A 21,151-nucleotide genomic window follows, 5' to 3' on the forward strand; every position below is an offset into this window, starting at 1 on the left:
CGTTTGCAGGAGGCCGTGCGCCGGCCGGATTTATGGCAGCTGGCCCCCAATCCGCTGCTGTTGACAGTCATGGCCCTGGTTCACACCCACAAGGGCCGCCTCCCCGATGCGCGCGCCTTGCTTTACGAAGAGACCGTGGACATTCTGCTCTGGCGGTGGGAGCAGGTCAAGATGGCCGGGGACAAGTTGAAACCCCGCTTGCAAACGTTGCTCCTGGAAGCCGGACGAGCCGATGTGGATCTGAAGAAAGTACTCTGGCAACTGGCCTATGAAGCTCATGGGCAAACCCACCAGGCTGACGACAATTTGCTGGCCGACATCAAGGAGTGGGATTTGTTCAAAGGGTTGGCCGGTCTGCACCCGTCGGGCAGCAAGGACTGGGCGACCCAGGTCATCGAAACGATAAAAATGCGGGCCGGACTGCTGATTGAACGGGAGCCTGAAATCTATTCCTTCCCCCATCGCACATTCCAGGAATACCTGGCCGGTGCCCATTTGTCGTCCCAATCGGATTTCGCTAAAAAAGCCGTCGGGTTGATCGAATCGGGAAATTTCTGGCGGGAAGTCGTTCTCCTGGCCGTGGGCCGCTTGGTCTATCTCACCGGAGACGCTGATAAACCATTGGCCTTGGCTGGGGAACTGTGTCCCACCAAGACGGCGGATGACGAGATAGCCTGGCGTAAGATATGGATGGCAGGCGAGGTGCTGGTGGAGATCGGTCTCAATCGGGTCCAAGATAGCCAATTGGGACAGGATCTTTTGGAACGAATCAGAAAGAAGCTGGTCGAACTGGTAGAAGCCGGTCGGTTGGAGCCCAAAGAACGGGTGGCGGCCGGGAACGCGTTGAGTCGACTGGGCGATCCGCGTTTTGATCCTGGCAACTGGTTTTTACCCCACGATGGGGATTTGGGATTTGTGAAGATCCCGGCCGGATCGTTCATGATGGGTGAGGGCGATGAGCGTCATGAAGTGGTGTTGTCGGCCTATGCTATGGCCAAGTATCCGGTCACCGTGGCCCAGTATAAGGCCTTTACAGCAGATACCGGCCACCAGCTGGATGAGCGCTGGGAGCGATACAACCGGCTGGATAACCACCCGGCGGTCATTGTCCCCTGGGATGACGCCAATGCCTATTGCCGGTGGCTGACGGAAAAGTTGAAGGACCGCGGGCTTCGGGTGGCCCTGCCCACCGAAGCCCAGTGGGAAAGAGCGGCCCGGGGGACGGATGCGCGTCAGTACCCCTGGGGCGATGAGAAGATCGACCCCGGGAAAGCGAATTACGATGAAACCGGCATCTCATCGACCAGCCCGGTGGGCTGTTTTCCAAAGGGAAAGAGCGCCAATGGATTAAACGATTTGGCCGGCAATGTGTGGGAGTGGTGCCAGGATTGGTATGGTAAGTATCCCCGGAAAACAGTACCGGACCCCACAGGTCCATCAGATGGCACGAACCGTGTCCTGCGCGGCGGCTCCTGGGGCAGCCCCGCCGAGTTCTGCCGGGCGGCTATCCGGATCGGGAGCGAGCCCGGCTTCCGGGGCGGCGGTTTCGGGTTCCGGCTTGTCTGCCTTCCAGGTCAGCCGGGTGAGCCAGGTGAGTGAGCCGGAGGGTGAGGCGACCGGCGCACCGTCGCGGAGCAGGTCGCCGGTTGACTCGTCCCGGAGGCGGTGGACCGGATGTCGGGGTGCTGTAGGAGCGGCCCATGGCCGCGATAAAGGACGTTGATCGATAGGATGGATCGCAGGCGTGGCCAGCTCCTACAACCGGAGTGTGGATGGCCTTTGGATTACAAAATGGGTAGTCTGCCGCCTATCCTTCAGCTTTCAGGCTAAAATGCTATCTGCCTATTATCGCAGGCATGGCCAGCTTTTACGGGACGGTGTTTTGACACAATAACGCAATCAGGCCGGGGCCGATGACCACTAATGATACATCTATTTGGAAGAAATGGGGCGTTGTGGGCGCGGGCCTATCACGATCATGCGTTGCGTTCGGACGAGGATTTGAAGACGGTGGCCCGGTACATCATCGGCAATCCGGTGCGTGCCGGTTTGGTGGAACGGGTCGGGGATTATTCGTTTTGGGACGCGGTTTGGGCGTGAATGGTGAAGAGTAGAAGAGGTTTCAAGTAAACGTGTAGGAGCGGTCCATGGCCGCGATAAAGGATGTTGATCGATTGAATGATGTCGCAGGCGTGGCCAGCTCCTACGAGCCGAAGCATGGATGGCCTTTGGATTACAAAGTGGGTAGTCTGCCGACTATCCTTCAGCTTTCAGGCTAAAATGCTATCTGCCTATTATCGCAGGTGTGGCCAGCTCTTAAGACAGAAAATCGTGCAGGCCTGCAACGCTGGGTTGTAAAAGCGGGCATTGACCGCGACAGACCAACAGGGCTGCATGGGAAATTCCTGTCGTCATTCTGGACGATATAAAGACATGTAGACGGCCGCACCCAAGTCCACAGTCTCCCGGCAACCAAACCCCAATGGCGCCAGCACCGCATCCAATTCCTCGGGCGACAAACGGATGTGCTCCGGCGGCCCCGGCGGGCCGGGCTGCTTCTTGAACTCCACCACGGCCAGGCGGCCGTCCGGCTTGAGCACGCGCACGATCTCCGCCAGCGCATCCGTGTGGGTGCCGTCCCGGATCAGGTCGTGGAGCACCGTGGCCATGAGGCAGGCATCGACGATGTTTTTCTCAAGGGGCAGCGACTGGCTCACGTTGCATACGGCCGCGTTGATATTCCCCAGTCCTTTCTTTTCGGCGCGCTGTTTGAGCGTATCGATGCCTTCCGGCCACAGGTCCAGGGCATGCACCGTTCCCCGGATCCGCTCGGCCACGGCCACGGCGTAGTTGCCGACGCCGCAGGCCAGATCCAGAAACGTCATCTCTTCATTAAGGTTCAAGGAATTAAAAAAGGTATCCACATCGATCAAATCGAAGCTGCTTTTGCCGGCGGCGGTGGGTTTGCTGGTCATCGTTTTCCTCGCTTGAGGCCGCCCGGAGGGCTACTCCTCTGGCCTTGCCAAAAACATTATTTTAAATACTATAGTCACTGACCGGGGATCCGGATCAGCGGAATTGGTCACAAAAATAAGAAGGTTTTTGGGCTGAGTCAATGTCTGTGTCAGCCATTGATTTTCCTCTTTGCCGATGCGGTTGGCCGATTGGATATCACGGCCTGAGCGTCCCGATTGGAAATGGTTTCCTGTCGGTAATGGTCGGTATCGGTTGTTTATGGATCATAGCGAGATGATGTGCAAGAAACCAGTTGACTTACCAATTATCGCTTTTCTATATGAAAACATTGTTTTGTATAGGATGATAGTATACTTTTCGCATTGAATCGAGGAGGAGAATCAATGAATCCATCAGTTTTCAAACGGTCACGGTCGGTGTTCTGCCTGTTAATGGGTTTGACCCTGGGAATGACGTTTCCAACAGGAGCGATAGCTATGGAGAAAGTAATTGTTTTTCATGCGGGAAGCCTGACGGTGCCCCTGGCACAGATCGAAAAAGATTTCGAAGCGGCCAACCCGGGCATCGACGTGCTGCGCGAGGCCGGCGGCAGCACCAAGATGGCGCGCATGATTTCCGAGCTGGGCAAACCGGCCGATATCATGGCCTCGGCCGATTACAAGGTGATCGACAAAACCCTCATCCCGGCCAAGGCCGACTGGAACATCCGTTTTGCCACCAATCAGCTGGTGCTCTGCTACACGGACAACAGCCGCTATGCCGACACGATCAATGCCGACAACTGGACCGACATCCTGCTGAAAAAAGATGTGGTCTGGGGCCATTCGGATCCCAACCTCGATCCTTGCGGCTACCGCAGCCTGATGGTGCTCCAGCTGGCCGAGAAATTCTACCGGCAGCCGGGACTGTACGACCGGCTGATCGCCAACCGGCCGGAGAAGAATGTCCGGCCCAAATCCGTGGAACTGGTTTCCATGCTCAAGACCGGCAACATGGATTACGCCTGGGAATATCTCTCCGTAGCCATCCAGCACGAACTCAAATATCTCACCCTGGACGACCATATCAACCTGGGCAACTACCAGTACGATGAATTCTACAAACAGGCCCAGGTCAAGGTGACCGGCAAGAAACCGGGGACCTGGATGACGCGCACCGGCCAGTCGGTGACCTACGGGATTACCCTGGTCAAGGATGCCCCCAACCCCACCGGCGCCACCCGTTTTCTCGAGTATCTGCTCGCGGCGGACGGCGGCCTGAAAGTCCTCAAGGAGATGGGCCAGCCGCCTTTCATTCCCTGCCGCGTGACCAGTCAGGCGGTCAAGGACGGCCTGCCCGGCAGCCTGCCGAGCCTGGTGGAGGTCCGTGAATAGTACCAGCGGACCGGCAGCGGTGCGTGCCATCCGGCCGTACCGCTATCAGCAGCGCGACCCGTTTTTCTGGCTGGCGGTGGCCTGCAGCGGCGTTATCGTGGCATTCATCGTGGTGCCCCTGGTGGAGATGATGACCCAGCCCACCATGGCGGCCCTGAAAGAGACCCTGGCGGACCGGGACGTTGTCCGCGCCATCCGCCTCAGCATGGTCACCTCCGGTGCGGCGGCGATGGTCTCCCTGGTGCTGGGCACGCCACTCGCCTACCTTCTGGCCAGGCGTCGCTTTGCCGGCAAGAAGGTTCTTGAAAGCATCATCGATCTGCCGATCATGATTCCCCACCCGGTGGTGGGTATCGCCCTGCTCAGCATCGCCGGCCGGAACCATCCCATCGGCCGGCTGATGCAGGCTGCGGGGGTAACCCTCATGGGCACCGTCAGCGGGCTGATCGTCGTGCTCACTTTTGTGGGGTTGCCTTTTTACATCAATACGGTCAAGGCCGGTTTCGAGGAGATCTCTCCACGCCTGGAGAATGTGTCGCGCAGTCTGGGGGCGTCGGCCGGGGCCACATTCCTGCGGGTCACCCTGCCACTGGCCTGGCGCCACATGCTGGTTGGCGCCATCATGTGTATGGCCCGGGCGGTGAGTGAATTCGGTGCCGTGGTGATCGTGGCCTATCACCCCATGGTGGCGCCGGTGATGATCTATGAGCGCTTTACAGCATACGGGCTCAAGTACTCCCAGCCTGTGGCGGTGTGGCTGATTCTGGTCTGTCTGCTGCTCTTTCTGCTGCTGAGAATTTTTTCCCCGGATCGTGAGGCGGCGGTATGATCGGGATCGACGGGCTGCGCGTCAACCTGCCGGGGTTTTCGCTGCAGGGAATCGATCTTGCGGTGGGGCAGGGCGAGTTCTTTTGCCTTTTGGGGCCCACCGGTGCGGGTAAGACCCTGGTCCTGGAGTCGGTGGCCGGCATCATCCCCGCTGCTGCCGGGCGGATCGTGGTGGCCGATCGGGACGTCACCGGCCTGCCGCCGGAACGCCGCGGGGTGGGCATGGTGTATCAGGACTGCGCCCTTTTTCCCCACCTCAACGTATCCCGCAACATCCAATATGGTCTGCGTTACCACAACGGCGGCCGCGGTGCCGCCCGGACCCGCCACCATGATCTGGTGGAACGGCTGGGGCTGGCGCCGCTGTTGCAGCGATCGGTGATGCGTCTTTCCGGGGGTGAGAAACAGCGCGTGGCTTTGGCGCGGGCCCTGGTTACGGCCCCGCGGGTGCTGCTGCTGGATGAGCCCCTGGCGGCCCTGGATCCCTGCTTCCGTGAGGAGATCCGCTCCCTTTTCTGCAGCCTGCACCAGGAAACCGGCCTGACGGTGCTGATGGTGACCCACGATTTCACCGATGCCCACCGCATGGCCGACCGGGTGGCCATCCTGAACAACGGCCGCATCGAACAGACCGGCACGGTTGCCGGGGTGTTCAGAAAACCGGCCACGGCGTTTGTGGCCGAATTCGTGGGTATGAAAAATCTGCTCCCCGTGAGCGTGGATGACGGCCGGATGGCCATCGGCGACTGGGCCCTGCCCCTGTCCAGCGATAACGGCAACCCCCATCTGGCCGCGATCCGGCCGGAAGATGTTCACCTGCGGCCGGCAGACCCCGTGGCGGGTGAGCGATTGCCAGGCCTGGCGGGGACGATTTCCGCCATCGCCAGCCAGGGCACGTTTGCCGAACTGCATGTGGCCGCCGCCGGGGTGACCTTTACCACCATTATGCTTACCAGCCGGATGCTGGCCCTGGATCTGCGCCAGGGTTCCGCCGTGAACCTGGCCATCGACCCGGCGGACATTCACTTGATTTAGACGGCTAACGATCGTCTATGCCGCATCTATCCTCAACAGATCAAGGGTGGCGCGACAATACATTTCGACACCGGTGAGCAGAATTTCCTCGTTGAAATCAAAACGCGGATTGTGGATGGTCATACCGGCGTCCGTGCCGGACCCCAGACAGAAAAAACAGCCTTTGGCCTTTTCCAGAAAATAGGCCATGTCCTCGCCTCCCAGGCTTTTCTCCGGTACGATCACCCGGTCTTTACCGACCACTGTTGCGGCAATCCGTTCCAGCCGAGCGGCCATCTCGGGATCATTGACTGTTGGCGGATACCCGGCCCGGTACTTGACGGTATGGCTGGCCCCCATTGACTCACAGACGCCTTTGACGACGGTTTCGATGATTTCCGGCCAGCGCTGCCAGGTCGCCAGGTCAAACGTCCGGGCCGTGCCCCAGAGACGCGCCGTTTCCGGTATCACGTTGAAGGTGCTGCCGGCTTCAAACCGGCCCACGCTGACCACCGTTGGGGCCAGCGGGTCGATTTTCCGGCTGACGATGCGTTGCAGGGCTCCGACCACCTGGCAGCCGGTTTCCAGGGCGTCCACGCACAGGTGCGGATGGGCGCCGTGGCCTCCTTTGCCGGTGATGGTGATTTTGAAACGCGAGGCGGCCGCCATCAGCGCACCGGCACGGATGCCGATGGTGCCTTCGGGGATCGTGGGCCAGACATGGCATCCCAGGGCATAATCCACATGCGGATTTTCCATGACTCCGGCCGCGATCATCGGTTTGGCCCCGCCCGGCCCCTCCTCGGCAGGCTGGAAGACAAATTTGACCGCGCCGTTGAAGCGGTCTTTGAGTTCCTTAAGGGCTGTGGCGGCGACCAGGGCCATGGCCGTGTGGGCATCGTGGCCGCAGGCGTGCATGACGCCGGGGTGCCGGGACGCAAAGGGCAGGCCGGTCTCCTCGGTGATGGGCAGGGCATCCATGTCCGCCCGGATCATGAGGGTGGGGCCGGGCCGGCCCGTGTCCAGGAGACCCACCACGCCGTAGCGGGCGATGCCAGTGGTGACGGCCAATCCCTCCCGCTTCAGGTAGTCGGCCACATAGGCGCTGGTTTTTTTCTCGGTGTATCCCACCTCGGGGATTTGATGCAGGTCGCGGCGGGTGTCGATGACCCGTTTGCGGTAAGGCGCGATCAGCCGTTTGATGTCCATGCGTCAGTGTCACATTCAGGTTTGGAGGTTGATAGCATTCAAGATAATGTTTTTGGGCGGCGTTATCGGTCGTCGCGGTATGGATGATACAGCTTCCTCCCTCTGGCCTTGCCAAAAACATTATCTCAAACGCTATATTTATTAGGTTTTCAAACCGCTTCCGCAGCCGGTGACGGCTGCGTTTCTTCCTGCGGTTTGAGGATGATGCGGGCATCGACGATGCTCAGGCCCTCGTGGTGCACGATCACCGGATTGAGGTCCAGTTCATGGATCTGGGGATAGGCCTCGATCATTTCCGAGCAGGTCAGGATCAGGTTGACCAGGGCTTTCTTGTCGTAGGGCCGCTCTCCGCGGACGCCATCCAGAATGGGATGGGACTTGGTCTCACTGAGCATCCGCTGGGCCGTCCGCCGAGTGATGGGCAGGACGCGGAAGGTGACGTCTTTGATGATCTCCACCAGTACCCCACCCAGGCCATACATGATCACCGGACCGAACTGGTCGTCGATTTTGGTGCCGATGATCACCTCGACGCCCTTGGCCACCATGGGGGAGACCAGGACGCCCTCGATGCGGGCATCCTTTTGGTACGCTTTGGCACTTCTCACGATTTCCGCATAGGCCTTCTTGACCTGTTTTTTGTTGGTCAGGTTGAGCCGTACGCCATCGGCATCGCTTTTGTGCAGAATGTCCGGGGAGACGATTTTCAGCGCCACCGGGCCTTCGATCGCTGCCGCCGCATTGGCCGCCTCCTCGGCGGATGTGACCAGAACGTCACAGGTGACCGGCGCGCCGTGGAGCTTGAACAGATGCTTGGCCTCGCTTTCCAGCAATGCCCCGCGGCCCTCGGCATAGGCGCGGTCGATGATTTTCTTTCCCTCGGGTTTGGCCTTGGCGCCCCAGTTGAAGACAAAATTGGTAACGGCGTGGTAACTCTTCAGGTAGCGGCCGTACTGGGCCAGCACGCCCATGCACTTGCAGGCCACGTCCAGGCTGCCGTACACCGGTACGCCGTAGTAGCGCAGAAGGTCAAGGCTGTGGGGCTTTTCCGAATTGTAGAGGCTGTGCACGACGATGGCCTTCTTGCGGCTTTTGACCATCTTGCCCATGCGATGGGCCGCGTCCTCTTCCATCATGGCCAGGCTGGCGGCAAACCGGATGCCGTAACCGCCGAACAGCCCCACGATCAGCAGACCGCCGATATTAGGGTCGGACAGGATGATGTTGGCGCAGTCGGCAAACACCGATGGGTTGTCGTCGGTGCCGCCGGCCACGTCCACGGGGTTTCTCACCGCCGCTCCGCCGGGCAGGATCGCCTGCAGCTTGCGTTGGGTTTTTTCATCGAGTTCCGGGATTTCCACACCCAGATCGGTCAGGGTGTCGGCGGCGATGGTGGCGTGCCCGCCGCCATCGGCCAGAATGGCGATCCGGTTGTTCTTGATGGGCGGCAGGCTGGAGAGGGTCTCGGCCGCCGGAAAGAGTTCGTCAGAGTTTTCGATGACGATGATGCCGGCCCGTTCGAAGGCCCCCTTGGCCACTTCACTCATGCCGGCCAGGGCGCCGGTGTGGGAGCCGGCGGACTGCTTGCCTTTTGTGGATCGGCCGCTTTTCAGCAGCACGATGGGTTTGGTTTCCGTGGTGCGATAGGCCTGCTGGAGAAATTTGCGACCCTCGCGCATCCCCTCCACATACATGAGAATCGCCCGGGTATCGGGATCCTGCTGGAAGAATTCCAGGTACTCGTGAAAGCGGATGTCGGCTTCGTTGCCCACGCCCACGTAATAGGTAAACCCCTTGCGGCTCTTCAGTTTGGCTTCGGTGATCAGGGTCAGGGCCATGTTGCCGCTTTGGGTGAGCAGCGCGATATCTCCTTTGGGCGTGTCATGAAGCCCCACCAGGTTAAGGTTGGCTTTGAGGTTGATCATGCCGGAGGTGTTGGGGCCGATGAGGCGGATGTGGTGGGTTCCGGCCGCGCTGAGCACCTCTTTTTCCAGGGCCTTGCCGGCCTTGCCGGTTTCGCCGAAGCCGGTGGCCAGGATCACGGCGCCTTTAACACCCTTTTGGCCGCAGTCTTCCAGCACCGCCGGCACCGTTCGCGCCGGCGTGGCCACCAGGGCCACGTCCACCTCTCCGGGAATCTCGGACACGCTGGCATAGCAGGGCAGGCCCATAATGCTTTTCTCTTTGGGATTGACCGGGTAGATGGCGCCTTCATAACCTTCGTCCAGGAGGGTTCGAATGGTCTGGAATCCACGTTTGGTGGGCACCTTGGATGCGCCGACAACGGCGACCGACCGGGCGTTCAGGACGTAATCCAGTCCCATGGGGCCTCCTTCCTTTTCATTTGCGGAATCATTATCATCAGTTTATCCCGATCCGGGGGCATGGCCCCCAAGCCGGCTATTTTTTTCTCTCCTCAAAAGCGGTCAGGGATGTTTGGCGTTCCTTGGTGGAGACACAGGCCAGGCAGGCCTCCACCTCGAACTCCATGAGCGCTTCCAGGCTTACTTCGCCCCGGGCCATGTTGAGCCCCTTCTTGATCATCTTCAGGGAGAATCCGGAGTTGGCGGCGATTTTGGCGGCCATCTCCATCACCGTGGGCATGAGCGCGTCCAGGGGCACGGCGCGGTTGACCAGACCGATGCGCATGGCTTCGCTGCCGTCGATATATTCACCGGTAAAGAGCAGTTCACGGGCTTTCCCCGGGCCGATGAGATCCTGGACCAGCCGGAACGCGCCGCCGGTGACCGACGAGGTGACCTTGGCCTCGGGACTGCCGATTTTGGCCTCCTCGGCGGCAATGCGGATGTCGCAGGCCAGGGCCAGCTCGTATCCCGAACCGACGGCATAGCCGTTGATGGCGGCGATGGTCGGTTTCTCGAAGCGGATCACGCTGCGCGAGACTTCCTGCAGGGAGACCAGGTAGTCCCGGTAGGCGTCGATGGAACGGGTTTTGGATTCCTTGAGATCGGCGCCGGTGGAGAAGGCGCGGCCCTCGCCGGTGATGACCACCACCTTGACGGTTTCATCCGCGCGGGCATCGTCCAGGGCGGCCTGCATATCCAGCCAGAGCCGTTTGTTCATGGCGTTGAGCACCTGGGGCCGGTTGAGCCGGGCAATGGCCACACCATCGTTCTTGTCGTAGATGACACATTCCAAATCCATGCTATCTCCTTCCGCCATTTTTCGTTTGAGCGGTTGCATGTAGCATGCTTTTTCGCGCCTCCTTTGCGCAAATCCCTTTGCGGGTCAAGCAAAATCGGCCTGCTCAGGCCAATTCCCGGAGCGCCTTGTCCATGAGCCGGCCGATGGGCAGCCGCCGGGGACACCTGGCCTCGGCCGCCGAATAGTCTGTCTCCGCCAGTCGCCGCCGGACGGCTTCGGGAATCGCAGCCAATTTCAAACGGGCGTCGTGGGTATCGCCATAATTTTGAGCGTACATCAGATAGCGCATCACATCGCCCACGGGGACCTTTCCGGCAAGGGCATTCTCGCAGATCCGGGTGCAGCCGGCACAATAGCCGGCGTAGGTGTCGCGGGCGTAGCGGTTCAGGTGCCGGTGGTCGTTTCGTGTGAGCGCGGTGCGGTCCACCGCGGCGGCGATGTTGGCCATGAGAATACTCATGGTCGGCATCTGGGAGCAGATGGCCGATATATTCGGATTTTCCCATACCGCCTTGAGTTTGGCCTGCTTGTCGGTAAAGCCTTTGCGGACGAAGCGGCCGGCCAGTTCCAAATCCCGGGTCGACCCGGTGCCCACGGCGCCGCCGCCCTGGGTCTTCATGGCGGTGAGCCCGATGCCGGCGTCCACGCAGGCCGCCACGGCACTCTGCATGCGCGGGGTATGCATCAACCGGAAATTGTAGGTCATCATGATGCCGTCGATCCATCCCAGGCGGGCCGCGTCCGTCAGGCATTGCTCCATGTTGGAATGGGTGGAGAAACCGATGAGCCGGATGCGGCCTTCGGCTTTCTGCTCGTCCGCCCATGCCCGCAGGCGGTTGTCCATGACATCGGCATTGCGGATGGCGTGGACGAAAAAAAGATCGATATGATCGGTCCCCATGCGCCGCAGGGAGGTATCCAGGTCCCGGCTCAGTTCCCGGGGACTCCGTCCGGTGGATTTGGTTACCAGAAAGATCTTCTCGCGGTGCTGGGGGTAGCGCTCGAAATACTGGCCGATGCCGGCCTCGCTGCGTCCGCCGCTGTAAACGTGAGCCGTGTCCCAGTAGGTGACGCCCCAGCGGATGGCCTGCTTGAGCAGGGTCTGGTTGGAGGGAATGTCGAACATGCCTCCCAGGGAGAGAATCGGTACCTGAATGCCCGAACGGCCGAAGGGGCGGGTGGGCACAGCGGTGATACCCGCCGCCCGGGCCGGCGTGGCCGCCGTTGCCTTGGTTTTTCCCACCAGCGGCGACAGGGCCGCACCCAGGCCGGCCGCACCGGCGGTTTTGAAAAAGGCGCGCCGTGAGGGAGAAGGGATGGTTTTTTTCATGGCATCACCTGTTTTGTGACGTTTTTTTGCGGATGAAACGGACCTGAAGCGTTATCCCTGACCACCTTCAGCCTATCCACCCAGTCCTACAACAGCAGCCGATGCTGCCTATCGCGGCTTGCATTTTCGGCACTGACGCGGATCGCCCGGCGGCCCTTGACCGGGCATTCGTGCTCGCAGATCCCGCAGCCGATGCAGGCCGACGGGTCCACAAAGGGCAGCTGGAGTTTCACCCGGACCGTGATCCGTGCTCCCGGGGAGGCGGTCTCCACGAACGGATTCTCGGCCAGGGAAATCCCGCCGGAACCGATATCTTTGATTCTGACCGGTGCGATATCCGGGCTCTCTTCCAGGGTAACAAAATAATCGCCGGTGGCAAACCGCTCGGCCGGCAGGGCCGGCCCGTCGAACAGCAGGCGGTCCTCCACCATTTCACGGAGACGCAGATCGCCGCTCAGGCGGACCGGCCGGAATTCCTCCCGGGTGAAGATCGCCTTGGGACTGACCGGACAGTTCTCCTGGCAGACGATGCAGGGCCGGTCCATGGCCCAGGGCAGGCAGCGGCCGCGATCCACAAAGGCGGTGCCGATGCGGATCGGCCCCCGGTCGGCGAACTCGCCCCGGCCCAGGCGTTCGTCCAGGGGGATGGGCCGGATGGCGGCCGTGGGGCAGAGCTGGCCGCAGGCGATGCAGCCCCGCTGGCAGCCGCTGGTGCCCACGCGAAAGTTGAGTACCGGCGTCCAGATGCCTTCGATCCCCGCCTGCAGGCCGGCCGGATGGATGACGTTGGTCGGGCAAACGCGCATGCACTGGCCGCATTTGATGCAGCGCCGCAGGAAATTGGCTTCGTCCAGTGCCCCGGGAGGCCGGATCACCGCCGGGTTCCAGTTCGCATCCACCCCCCCGGACAGGCGCAGTAGCGGTACGGCGGCCACACCGGATACCAGCGCCGCAGTGAATTCCCGTTTCGAGAGGTCCGGCCCGGCCATCTCGCCGGCGGCGGACGGGTGCAGGCCATACCCCATCACGTCATGCGGGCAGCGGTCCAGGCAGTTCATGCACAGCACGCATTCGGCACTGCGCAGGGTCGTTGACGGATCACAGGCCCCTTCGCAATGGCGGTCGCAGGCGCCGCAGGCGGTGCAGCCATCGGGTTTCTGGCCCATGCGATACAGGGCATTGCGTCCCAAAATTTCCAGCAGCGCACCCAGGGGGCAAATAAAACGGCAGTAAAAACGGGGGATGACGAGATTGAGCAGAACCACCGTCCAGAAAAGCAGGCCGATGGCGACGCTGCCCGGATAGAGACGGCCGGGGGAAGAGAACGCGGCCATCCGGCCATCCAGCAGCGGCAGCAGGGTCAGGTTCACCGAACGGTAGAAAAGGGGCAGCGGATCCAGCAGGCCGGTCTGCAGCGAGGCGGCCAACAGCCGCGATCCGTCCGTGAGAAATCCCAGGCCCACCCAGCCGATGATCAGCAGCACCAGGACGGTGGTCCAGCGGCGCCAGAACGCTTTTCTGACCCTCACCGCCGCAATGCCGCAGGCCAGCGATGCGGCGGCAATGCCGGCGACGGCAATGGACGACTCCACGGAGAGGTCCAGCAGCCAGGCAAGAAAATCGCCGGCGGCGCCAGAAAGCAAAAAAATCAGGATGACGTACTTGATGCGTTGGGCCGGTCGATAGCGGTTGGCTGCGATTTGCACGGCGGCGCTGCGCTTGCGGCCTGCCAGCCAGCCCACCGCCTGGTGAAGGGCGCCGAAAGGGCAGATCCAGCCGCAGAAAACCCGGCCCAGAAAAATGGTCAGGACAACGGTCAGAAGCCCCCACAGCAGACCGGCGTAAAGGGTTCCCGTGGCCAGCAGGGTGCCCAGGCCCACCAGCGGGTCCAGTTCCAGCAGCCAGCCCACCGGCCATCCGCGCAGCTGCCACACCTGCTCGCCCAGGGTCGAAACCGCGCAGAACCAGAGGAAGAGCAGGAAGAAGAAGGTTTGACTGATGCGTCGGGTGGTAATGATACGCATTGAATCTCAGTACTCTTAATTGATGGGTTCTTTCAGGCGAACAATGGACATTTGGCCTTTGACATTAAATTGCCTTTATTTCCTTCAAATTCAGGGCGCGATAGTCGGTGGTTCCGGCGCCGGCCTTTTCCGCCCTGGCGATAAACGGCAGATCCTGTGCCTGTTTTCCCAGAAGGGCGGCCCCGGCAGCGTCGGCCGCCACCGGATCGGTACTGACAATCAGGGTGCCGGTGGGCTTGAGATCGGACAGCGACCCGCCCGTGGGGCCGTTGGTGATCATGGATTGCGTTCCGTCCAGCACCACCACCGTGGGCCGGATCATTACGGCCAGTTCCGCGATCAGGGTGTGCACGTCCTGGTGGAAGATATTGCGCCGTCCGCCCAGAAGCCCATACCAGTTTTTCAGGGTCATGGACGCCCCGCTGCGGTGGTGGTCCTTGACCGGTGCCAGGCCGATGATCCGATCCGCCTGCAACAGGGGCGCGGCGAGCACCGGCCAGTCGCGGACCAGGCGGCCGCCGGTCAGACTGAACCGCTGGAACAGGGATTGCCGGGGAACGATCACGTCGGCACCCGCCTGGCGGGCGGCGGCATCGATGCCACTAAGGGCGAAACAGGATGCCGGATCATTGATCGGGTTGTCGGTAACGGTAACTTTTTTTGCGCCGGCCTCCAGGCAGAGACGCACCACCGCCTTCACCAGATCCGGATGCGTGGTGGCACCCAGGCCGGGAGGCGAGGCAAAGGCGGCATTGACCTTGAGCAGCACCCGTTCTCCAGGGTTGACAAATGCCTGCATGCCGCCCAGGGCGGCGAAGGCCTGCCGGACGAGGCGCTTTCGGTCGACGCCCCGGGCGATACAGATCCTGCCTGGCAGGGGACCGACCGAATAGTCGGGGAGGGTTAGCGCTGCCGTTGGGCCGGGGATCGCCGCCGGCGCGCGGCTGTCGTAAAAGGCCACCCCCAGGGATCCGGCGGCCGCCACGCAAACTCCTGCCCGGGTGCAGCGCCGGATAAATTCGCGGCGATCCATAGCGGTTTCGCTCATTGCTGCTCCTTGTTCTCCTCTGCCTCCCCGATTTCCTGGGGCGGCGGCGCATGGGGCCCGGTAAGGCCCTCCAGATGCTCAGCCAGACGCTGGGCCAGGATCGTCGCCGCGGTCGGATCGGTGGCTTCGTGAACCCCGGCCAGATAGTTTCCCCGGCTGAAAACGATCTCCATGGTATCGAAAACCTGCAGCATGGCCGCCCCGTCGACCGCCGGCGGTGCGGCTGCGGCGTCGGCGCCATAGGCGATCAGGGTTTGCCGATAGCTGTCGGCCAGGGCCGCTGCGGCGCTCGCATTTTTCCGTTCGGAGACAAAAGCGGTCAAACGGACGCCGTGGATCAGATAGCCGGCCGTGTGGATGTTGTCCAGTTGCTCGTAACCAAAGGCGTTGGCCGTGATCAGCTGCCGGCTGTCAGCACTGAGGCCGGCCTCGGGAAAAAGACGGCCACCGGGCACGACGGCGGCATCGGCACCCCCGTGGGTGTCCGAGAACCGGCGTGCCAGGATGCCGATCTGCTCCTGCAGCGGCGGTGTGCCATCCGTGCCAATCCACTCCAGATAGTACTGCCCCCGGGCCATGAACAACGCGTTCTCCGTGCGGTAGGCGTTGGGCAGCTGGCGATCGGTGCGGGCCGTTTCGCGGCGCTGCATGCTGAACACCGAAAAGGCGTTCTGCTGTGTTCCCATATCGTAAACGAAGACTTCCACCCACCGGTCATGGGCATGGTCCGGGGCGAAGCGCTGGGTGGCCAGGGAAACAAAGCCCGCTGCGAGATACAGATCGGCGCGGCCGTCTATTTTTTCATAAAGGGTGTCGGGGGTGAAACGTTCGGGCGGGGAAAAGGGGACCATGCCACTTTCTTTCAGATCGATGATCGGAGCCCGATCCGCCGGGGATCCCGCCTCTTCATGCAGCGATTCCGGCCTCAGGGCGAGGACCGCCGGGCTGATCCGGAACTGACGCAGGGCGACTCCAACACCAATGGCCACAAGCACGGCCAGGACGGCCATGGAGAGGCGGGTTTCGATCTTGCCCGGTTTTTTCGGTACCGCTGGTTTCATTGCCTTCGCTGCAATGGTTAGGCGATTTCTGTCAAAGAATATAACCGCCTGCTTGTCTTTTCATCCGTCTTCTTTGTTGGGTTTTTCCACACATAGTCCCACTATGCGCAAAAAAGCCCGCCTTGAATACGAATGAAAAATCCTGCGCATCCGGGTATATTCTTATCCGCCAATCGCCTTATTGCCGGTATCAATGGGGCACGTTGCCAATTACTAGAAAGGTTTCGGCCTCGTTTGTCAACCGTTGACCGGGAAATATCGATATGGTTTAAAGGGGATATGGCAACCATCTTTCTCTCCTATCGTCGTACGGACAGTCCCCAAGCCTGCCGTATTTACGACTGGCTGGTCCGCCGGTTCGGTGAGGACGATGTCTTCATGGACGTGGCCACGATTCCCGTCGCGGTCAGTTTTTCCGATTTCATCCGTCAGGCGATTGCCGATAGCCGCCTCATGCTGGTTCTGATCGGCGCCCGGTGGCTTGAACGGATTGGCGAGGACGACGATCCGGTACGCGCCGAAGTGGAGACGGCCATTGCGGAGAAGATTCCACTGCTGCCGGTGCTGATCGGCAATACGGCCATGCCGGATCCCGACCAGCTGCCTGCGTCGATACGGACCCTGGCTTTCCGGAATGCGGTGATTGTCGGGGTTTCCCGCGATTTTCATACCCACATGCAGGCCCTTTTGCCCAAGATCGAATCGATTCTGGGGCGGCTGGCCGGCCATAGCCTGGTGATGGACGACCCCGACGTGATTCAGCGCGCCTGTGCCTCGGTGATCGATTCTCTCAAGGAGGCGTACGCCAGGACGGGGATCGCGGAATGGAATGTCGTTTGGGAGGTGGTCGGGCCCAGGGATTTTGTTAAAACCAACCAGATCTACGTGACCCTTTTCCTGCATCGGGTGGTTCGCCTGGAGGCCCTGCTAGAACTCCATTTCATCCTCTCTTTCTGGGGATACTTTGCCGTCAGCGACCATCGGCTGGCCGGCTGGGTCATCCACCAGTTGGAGCGCCATCCGGTCATCCCTTTTGCGCTGGATGTCAACGGGGGTGAGGCGGTGGACGTCGATTTGAAGATCCGGCCCAGCGACGAGGACCCCAGGCAGATCTGGACCATGATCACCAACGAGCCGCTAAGGCTGTCGCTGGCCTATGTGGCCACCATCGACCCGTTGCGTGAGGCGGCTGAACACGTTTCGCGTCCCTAATTCTGAACCGGCAAATGCTGCACTGACGACCGTTCGCTTGACTTTAGCGGACCACCCTTTATTATGGGACCCATTCGATTTTGTCCTTCCCTTGTCAACCCACTCAACCCATCGAGGTACTGTTTATGGCTTCCCACCTTGATCCTGTTTTCCTGGCCCGCTTACAGTTCGCCTTCACCGTGGCCTACCACATCACTTTCCCGGCGTTTACCATCGGCCTGGCCAGCTGGCTGGCCGTGGTCGAGTGGCGCTGGCTCAAGACCGGCAACCCGCTGTATGCGCAGATCTACCGCATGTGGGTGAAGATCTTCGCTGTGGCCTTTGGCATGGGCGTGGTGACCGGCGTGGTACTCTCCTATCAGTTCGGCACCAACTGGTCCGTCTTTTCCGACAAAGTGGGTAACATTATCGGGCCGCTGCTGGGCTACGAGGTGCTCACCGCCTTTTTCCTCGAAGCGTCGTTTCTCGGCATCATGCTTTTTGGCTGGAACCGGGTCAGCAAGCGCATGCATTTCGTCGCCACCCTCATCGTTGCCGTGGGGACCCTGATCTCGGCCTTCTGGATCCTTTCGGCCAACAGCTGGATGCAAACCCCGGCCGGTTTCCGCGAAGCTTCCGGCGGCATGTTGCTTCCCACCGACTGGATGCAGGTAATTTTCAATCCCTCTTTTCCCTACCGCTTCATCCACATGGTGACCGGCGCCTATCTGACCACGGCCTTTGTGGTGGGCGGCATCGGCGGGTATTACCTGTGGCGGGGGTGGCATGTGCGGCATGCGCGCATCATGCTGGGCATGGCCATGATCATGGCCATCTTCGTGTCGCCCATGCAGCTTCTTTTCGGGGACATGCACGGGCTGAACACCTTTGAACACCAGCCAGTGAAGGTGGCCGCCATGGAAGGCATCTGGGAGACGGAACAGGGGGCCGGGCTGAGGCTGTTCGCCTGGCCGGATCAGATCGGAGAGACCAATCGCTTTGAAATCGTGATTCCCAAGCTTTCCAGTCTGATCCTTACCCATGATTGGAATGGAGAGGTAAAGGGACTGAGAAGCTGGGCCCGAGCGGATCGGCCGCCGGTGGCCATGGTCTTCTGGACTTTTCGCATCATGGTGGGGCTGGGGATGCTGATGATCGTCACCGGCCTGGTGGCCCTGGTGCTCTATTTCCGGAAAGAACTGTTCACTACGCGCTGGTTTCACCTGTGGTGCATGGCCATGACCCCGGCCGGGTTTGTGGCCGTGGTGACCGGTTGGCTCGTTACCGAGGTGGGGCGGCAACCCTTTGTGGTTTTCAACGTGATGCGTACATCGGAGACCGTCTCACCGGTGGCCGGCGAAGCGGTGGCCGCCTCGCTGACCGCCTTTGTGGTAACCTACGGCCTGCTGTTTACGGCGGCGGCCTACTATATTCTTAAAATTATCGGCAAAGGACCGGACAGCGACACCATGGAAGATGACGCTTACGGCAGCCACGGGGTCAAGAAACCACCCCTGGTGACGGACATGGCCGCCCAGACAGGAGGGAAAGATGTTTAGTTTCGAAAGTTTTCTGGATTTGCCGCTCATTTGGTATGCGCTGATCAGCACGGCCGTCTTTCTGTATATCCTGCTCGATGGGTTCGACCTGGGCGTGGGCATTCTCTTTCCCTTTGCTCCGTCGGATCGATGCCGCGACCGGATGATGAATTCGGTGGCCCCTTTCTGGGACGGCAACGAAACCTGGCTGGTACTGGGCGGCGGTGGGCTCTTTGCCGCGTTTCCCCTGGCTTACGCCATTCTCATGTCGGCTTTTTACATTCCCATCATTCTCATGCTGCTGGGGCTGATTTTCCGTGGCGTGGCCTTTGAGTTCCGTTTCAAGGCCACCGGCCGTTCCCAGCGCATCTGGGATTTCTCCTTTCACCTCGGTTCCCTGACGGCCACCTTCATGCAGGGGATTGTCCTGGGCACCTTTGTGCATGGCATCGCCGTTGAGGGGCGCAGCTTTGCCGGCGGCCCCCTGGACTGGCTGACGCCCTTCAGTCTCATGACCGGTGCCGCCCTGGTCAGCGGCTATGCCCTTTTGGGCGCCACCTGGACGATCATGAAAACCGAGGGGCAGACCCAGGCCTGGGCCCGCAAGAGTGCCCGCTATGTGATGCTTTTCGTGGCCCTTTTCATGGGGTTGGTCAGCCTGACCATGCCGTTGATGAATGCCGATATCAAAAACCTGTGGTTCAGCCTGCCCAATTTCTATTTTCTGCAGCCCATGCCGATTCTGTCGGTGCTCTTCTTCATCCTGCTTTGGCGGGATCTTCGTGGTGAAGAGCGGGAATACCGGCCTTTTCTGCTGACCCTGGGCATTTTTCTGATGAATTACATCGGTATCGGGGTAAGCACCTGGCCATGGCTGGTGCCCTTCAAGATTACGTTCCGGGAGGCCGCTGCCGTACCGGCGTCCCAGTCCATGATGCTGCTTGGAACGGCATTTCTCTTGCCGATTATCCTGGCCTACACCGGTTATTGTTTTTGGGTTTTCCGGGGCAAGGCGTCCCACGAGCACGATGCGGCTTACTGAGAAACAGCGCCAGTGGATCTGGTTTGCGGGGCTGTTTGTCGGTGGCATGGCGGGGATGCTGGTGCTGGCCGGGCTGGTCCGACTGATGATCGGGATGGGGGGATAAAACGATGACTACGATTTCGTGGGATGATTTTGAGAAAGTGGAACTGCGGGTAGGCCGCATCGTTCGTGTGGAGCCGTTTCCAAAGGCGCGAAAGCCCGCCTACATTCTGCATGTGGATTTCGGCGATGCCATCGGCATCAAAAAATCCAGTGCCCAGATCACCGGGCTTTACTCGCCGGAATCCTTGGTCGGCAAGCAGGTGGTGGCCGTGGTCAATTTTCCGAAAAAGCAGATCGGTCCGCTGATGTCCGAGTGCCTGGTGACCGGATTCCCCAACGAAGACGGCGACGTGGCCCTATGCGTGCCCGACCGGTTGGTTCCCCTGGGTGCCAAACTGATGTAGGCCATGCCGGGGGGGGGCCGCCATGGCCCTTTGAATGAACAAAGGCCGTGTCGCCAAAGGGGGGGCAACGGCCTTTAGGCGATTTCTGTCAATTCCATGAACCACAATCTATTTCGGGCGATGTTTGGGGTAAAGCTCGTTGACCTGCAGGATATGGTCGCTGATCTGTTTGGAAGCACCGTCGGCATCCCTGTCGATGATTTTCTTCAGGATTGCCTCGTGTTCTTTAATGATCAGGTCTTCCAGTCCGGGGACCGAAAGCAGTTCGGCATGGTATTGGGAGAGCCATCCGAATACCGCACGCATGGTTGTATGGAGGATCGGGTTCTGCGTCATTTTGGCCAAGGCGATGTGGAAATGCTGATCGGCCTCCATAAACGCTTCCCGGTTGCCATCGTTCTTGCGCATGGTCTCCAGGTGTTTTTTCAGGGCCTTGATACCGGCGGGGGTAGCGTGCTGAACGGCGAGTTTGGCGATTCCGGCTTCCATGATCTGGCGGGCTTCGCGGAGGAATTCGACATTCCGGCCGGAGCTGGCCAGCAACTGGCGGGCGGCAAAATCGATCTGGTCGAAAATTCCGGCTTCGGTCGGCTTCAGGACCTTGGCCCGTTCGCCATGCCGGATCGCGATCAGTCCCATCCGTTCGAGGGACTGAAGGGCCTCCCGCACGGCGGGCCGTCCGACCATGAACCGCTCCATCAGCTCGCGCTCGGAAGGCATCTCGTCCTCGGGCTTCAATTTTCCGGTTTCGAAGAGCAGCAGCAGGCGTTCCAGGATTTCGTCGGACAGCTTTCGTTTCTTTATCGGTCCGGTGAGTGGCATGGTGGTAGTGATGTTAGGTCATCACACAAGCGATGTCAATCCTATATTGACGGACCCGCAGGGTAATCGCGTTTGATTATT

At 60.6% G+C, this 21,151-nt stretch carries 19 protein-coding genes; 10 read left to right on the forward strand and 9 right to left on the reverse strand.

The window, feature by feature from the left end:
* The first annotated feature begins 15 nt into the window (after nucleotides 1-15).
* From GN112_RS21635 to GN112_RS34910, 3 genes are all read left to right on the forward strand, one after another.
* Nucleotides 16-1,599, forward strand: coding sequence for a formylglycine-generating enzyme family protein (locus GN112_RS21635; protein WP_155312115.1), 1,584 nt, complete (start codon nucleotides 16-18; stop codon nucleotides 1,597-1,599).
* 324 nt (nucleotides 1,600-1,923) lie between these two features.
* Nucleotides 1,924-2,100, forward strand: coding sequence for a transposase (locus GN112_RS21640; protein ID WP_155312116.1), 177 nt, complete (start codon nucleotides 1,924-1,926; stop codon nucleotides 2,098-2,100).
* A 47-nt stretch (nucleotides 2,101-2,147) separates the two neighbouring features.
* Nucleotides 2,148-2,279 (forward strand): hypothetical protein, encoded by a 132-nt coding sequence (locus tag GN112_RS34910; protein WP_269434946.1) that lies wholly within the window; start codon nucleotides 2,148-2,150, stop codon nucleotides 2,277-2,279.
* A 132-nt stretch (nucleotides 2,280-2,411) separates the two neighbouring features.
* Here GN112_RS34910 and GN112_RS21645 read toward each other — a convergent pair whose 3' ends face one another.
* Nucleotides 2,412-2,975 (reverse strand): class I SAM-dependent methyltransferase, encoded by a 564-nt coding sequence (locus GN112_RS21645; RefSeq protein ID WP_155312117.1) that lies wholly within the window; start codon nucleotides 2,973-2,975, stop codon nucleotides 2,412-2,414.
* A gap of 384 nt (nucleotides 2,976-3,359) precedes the next feature.
* Between GN112_RS21645 and wtpA the strand changes: the two genes are divergently transcribed.
* Genes wtpA through GN112_RS21660 form a run of 3 tightly spaced genes read left to right on the forward strand, consistent with a single transcriptional unit; the run spans nucleotide 3,360 to nucleotide 6,212 of the window.
* A complete protein-coding gene (wtpA, locus tag GN112_RS21650) occupies nucleotides 3,360-4,349 on the forward strand; it encodes a tungstate ABC transporter substrate-binding protein WtpA (protein WP_155312118.1) in 990 nt (329 codons plus the stop codon).
* Entirely contained in the window at nucleotides 4,342-5,178 is an 837-nt protein-coding gene (locus GN112_RS21655; RefSeq protein ID WP_231717090.1) for an ABC transporter permease, read from the forward strand. The genes wtpA and GN112_RS21655 overlap by 8 nt, the downstream gene beginning before the upstream one ends.
* On the forward strand, nucleotides 5,175-6,212 hold the full coding sequence (locus GN112_RS21660; RefSeq protein ID WP_155312119.1) for an ABC transporter ATP-binding protein: 1,038 nt from the start codon (nucleotides 5,175-5,177) through the stop codon (nucleotides 6,210-6,212). Before GN112_RS21655 ends, GN112_RS21660 begins: the two co-directional genes overlap by 4 nt.
* A gap of 15 nt (nucleotides 6,213-6,227) precedes the next feature.
* Here the strand turns inward: GN112_RS21660 and GN112_RS21665 are convergent, their stop codons facing one another.
* The 7 genes from GN112_RS21665 to GN112_RS21695 form a co-directional block, all read right to left on the reverse strand.
* Nucleotides 6,228-7,400, reverse strand: a complete 1,173-nt coding sequence (locus GN112_RS21665) for a M20 metallopeptidase family protein (RefSeq protein WP_155312120.1) — start codon at nucleotides 7,398-7,400, stop codon at nucleotides 6,228-6,230.
* A gap of 149 nt (nucleotides 7,401-7,549) precedes the next feature.
* Complete coding sequence (locus GN112_RS21670) at nucleotides 7,550-9,724, reverse strand: acetate--CoA ligase family protein (RefSeq protein WP_155312121.1); 2,175 nt, start codon at nucleotides 9,722-9,724, stop codon at nucleotides 7,550-7,552.
* Nucleotides 9,725-9,800: 76 nt separating this feature from the next.
* A complete protein-coding gene (locus tag GN112_RS21675) occupies nucleotides 9,801-10,565 on the reverse strand; it encodes an enoyl-CoA hydratase/isomerase family protein (RefSeq protein WP_155312122.1) in 765 nt (254 codons plus the stop codon).
* Between the two features lie 103 nt (nucleotides 10,566-10,668).
* Nucleotides 10,669-11,895: an aldo/keto reductase gene (locus GN112_RS21680; RefSeq protein ID WP_155312123.1), complete on the reverse strand. Its 1,227-nt coding sequence runs from the start codon at nucleotides 11,893-11,895 to the stop codon at nucleotides 10,669-10,671.
* 86 nt (nucleotides 11,896-11,981) lie between these two features.
* Nucleotides 11,982-13,919: a 4Fe-4S binding protein gene (locus GN112_RS21685; protein WP_155312124.1), complete on the reverse strand. Its 1,938-nt coding sequence runs from the start codon at nucleotides 13,917-13,919 to the stop codon at nucleotides 11,982-11,984.
* A 64-nt stretch (nucleotides 13,920-13,983) separates the two neighbouring features.
* The gene (locus GN112_RS21690; RefSeq protein ID WP_155312125.1) at nucleotides 13,984-14,967 is read right to left on the reverse strand and encodes a DUF362 domain-containing protein; all 984 of its coding nucleotides are present in this window, start codon (nucleotides 14,965-14,967) and stop codon (nucleotides 13,984-13,986) included.
* A complete protein-coding gene (locus GN112_RS21695; RefSeq protein WP_155312126.1) occupies nucleotides 14,964-16,028 on the reverse strand; it encodes a DUF6599 family protein in 1,065 nt (354 codons plus the stop codon). Before GN112_RS21695 ends, GN112_RS21690 begins: the two co-directional genes overlap by 4 nt.
* A gap of 279 nt (nucleotides 16,029-16,307) precedes the next feature.
* On the opposite strand from GN112_RS21695, the gene GN112_RS21700 reads away from it, so the two are divergent.
* The 4 genes from GN112_RS21700 to GN112_RS21715 all read left to right on the forward strand — a co-directional run bounded on the left by GN112_RS21700 (nucleotide 16,308) and on the right by GN112_RS21715 (nucleotide 20,248).
* Nucleotides 16,308-17,240 carry a TIR domain-containing protein gene (locus tag GN112_RS21700; RefSeq protein ID WP_162459064.1) on the forward strand — a complete coding sequence of 311 codons (933 nt, stop codon included), beginning with the start codon at nucleotides 16,308-16,310 and terminating at the stop codon, nucleotides 17,238-17,240.
* Between the two features lie 125 nt (nucleotides 17,241-17,365).
* Nucleotides 17,366-18,778, forward strand: coding sequence for a cytochrome ubiquinol oxidase subunit I (locus tag GN112_RS21705; RefSeq protein WP_155312128.1), 1,413 nt, complete (start codon nucleotides 17,366-17,368; stop codon nucleotides 18,776-18,778).
* Nucleotides 18,771-19,799: a cytochrome d ubiquinol oxidase subunit II gene (gene cydB, locus GN112_RS21710; protein WP_155312129.1), complete on the forward strand. Its 1,029-nt coding sequence runs from the start codon at nucleotides 18,771-18,773 to the stop codon at nucleotides 19,797-19,799. The genes GN112_RS21705 and cydB overlap by 8 nt, the downstream gene beginning before the upstream one ends.
* Nucleotides 19,800-19,909: 110 nt before the next feature.
* Entirely contained in the window at nucleotides 19,910-20,248 is a 339-nt protein-coding gene (locus GN112_RS21715; protein ID WP_155312130.1) for a tRNA-binding protein, read from the forward strand.
* A 108-nt stretch (nucleotides 20,249-20,356) separates the two neighbouring features.
* Here GN112_RS21715 and GN112_RS21720 read toward each other — a convergent pair whose 3' ends face one another.
* Entirely contained in the window at nucleotides 20,357-21,070 is a 714-nt protein-coding gene (locus GN112_RS21720) for an FCD domain-containing protein (RefSeq protein ID WP_155312131.1), read from the reverse strand.
* Nucleotides 21,071-21,151: the final 81 nt, after the last annotated feature.

The organism is Desulfosarcina ovata subsp. ovata, from assembly GCF_009689005.1.
Lineage (GTDB): Bacteria > Desulfobacterota > Desulfobacteria > Desulfobacterales > Desulfosarcinaceae > Desulfosarcina > Desulfosarcina ovata.

What these genes read in the sequence shown, in the direction of transcription:
- GN112_RS21640 (WP_155312116.1), top strand. Translation starts at nt 1,924, where the DNA reads ATGATACATCTATTTGGAAGAAATGGGGCGTTGTGGGCGCGGGCCTAT.
- GN112_RS34910 (WP_269434946.1), top strand. Translation starts at nt 2,148, where the DNA reads ATGGCCGCGATAAAGGATGTTGATCGATTGAATGATGTCGCAGGCGTG.
- GN112_RS21645 (WP_155312117.1), bottom strand. Translation starts at nt 2,975, where the DNA reads ATGACCAGCAAACCCACCGCCGCCGGCAAAAGCAGCTTCGATTTGATC.
- wtpA (WP_155312118.1), top strand. Translation starts at nt 3,360, where the DNA reads ATGAATCCATCAGTTTTCAAACGGTCACGGTCGGTGTTCTGCCTGTTA.
- GN112_RS21660 (WP_155312119.1), top strand. Translation starts at nt 5,175, where the DNA reads ATGATCGGGATCGACGGGCTGCGCGTCAACCTGCCGGGGTTTTCGCTG.
- GN112_RS21665 (WP_155312120.1), bottom strand. Translation starts at nt 7,400, where the DNA reads ATGGACATCAAACGGCTGATCGCGCCTTACCGCAAACGGGTCATCGAC.
- GN112_RS21670 (WP_155312121.1), bottom strand. Translation starts at nt 9,724, where the DNA reads ATGGGACTGGATTACGTCCTGAACGCCCGGTCGGTCGCCGTTGTCGGC.
- GN112_RS21675 (WP_155312122.1), bottom strand. Translation starts at nt 10,565, where the DNA reads ATGGATTTGGAATGTGTCATCTACGACAAGAACGATGGTGTGGCCATT.
- GN112_RS21680 (WP_155312123.1), bottom strand. Translation starts at nt 11,895, where the DNA reads ATGAAAAAAACCATCCCTTCTCCCTCACGGCGCGCCTTTTTCAAAACC.
- GN112_RS21685 (WP_155312124.1), bottom strand. Translation starts at nt 13,919, where the DNA reads ATGCGTATCATTACCACCCGACGCATCAGTCAAACCTTCTTCTTCCTG.
- GN112_RS21690 (WP_155312125.1), bottom strand. Translation starts at nt 14,967, where the DNA reads ATGAGCGAAACCGCTATGGATCGCCGCGAATTTATCCGGCGCTGCACC.
- GN112_RS21695 (WP_155312126.1), bottom strand. Translation starts at nt 16,028, where the DNA reads ATGAAACCAGCGGTACCGAAAAAACCGGGCAAGATCGAAACCCGCCTC.
- GN112_RS21700 (WP_162459064.1), top strand. Translation starts at nt 16,308, where the DNA reads ATGGCAACCATCTTTCTCTCCTATCGTCGTACGGACAGTCCCCAAGCC.
- GN112_RS21705 (WP_155312128.1), top strand. Translation starts at nt 17,366, where the DNA reads ATGGCTTCCCACCTTGATCCTGTTTTCCTGGCCCGCTTACAGTTCGCC.
- cydB (WP_155312129.1), top strand. Translation starts at nt 18,771, where the DNA reads ATGTTTAGTTTCGAAAGTTTTCTGGATTTGCCGCTCATTTGGTATGCG.
- GN112_RS21715 (WP_155312130.1), top strand. Translation starts at nt 19,910, where the DNA reads ATGACTACGATTTCGTGGGATGATTTTGAGAAAGTGGAACTGCGGGTA.
- GN112_RS21720 (WP_155312131.1), bottom strand. Translation starts at nt 21,070, where the DNA reads ATGCCACTCACCGGACCGATAAAGAAACGAAAGCTGTCCGACGAAATC.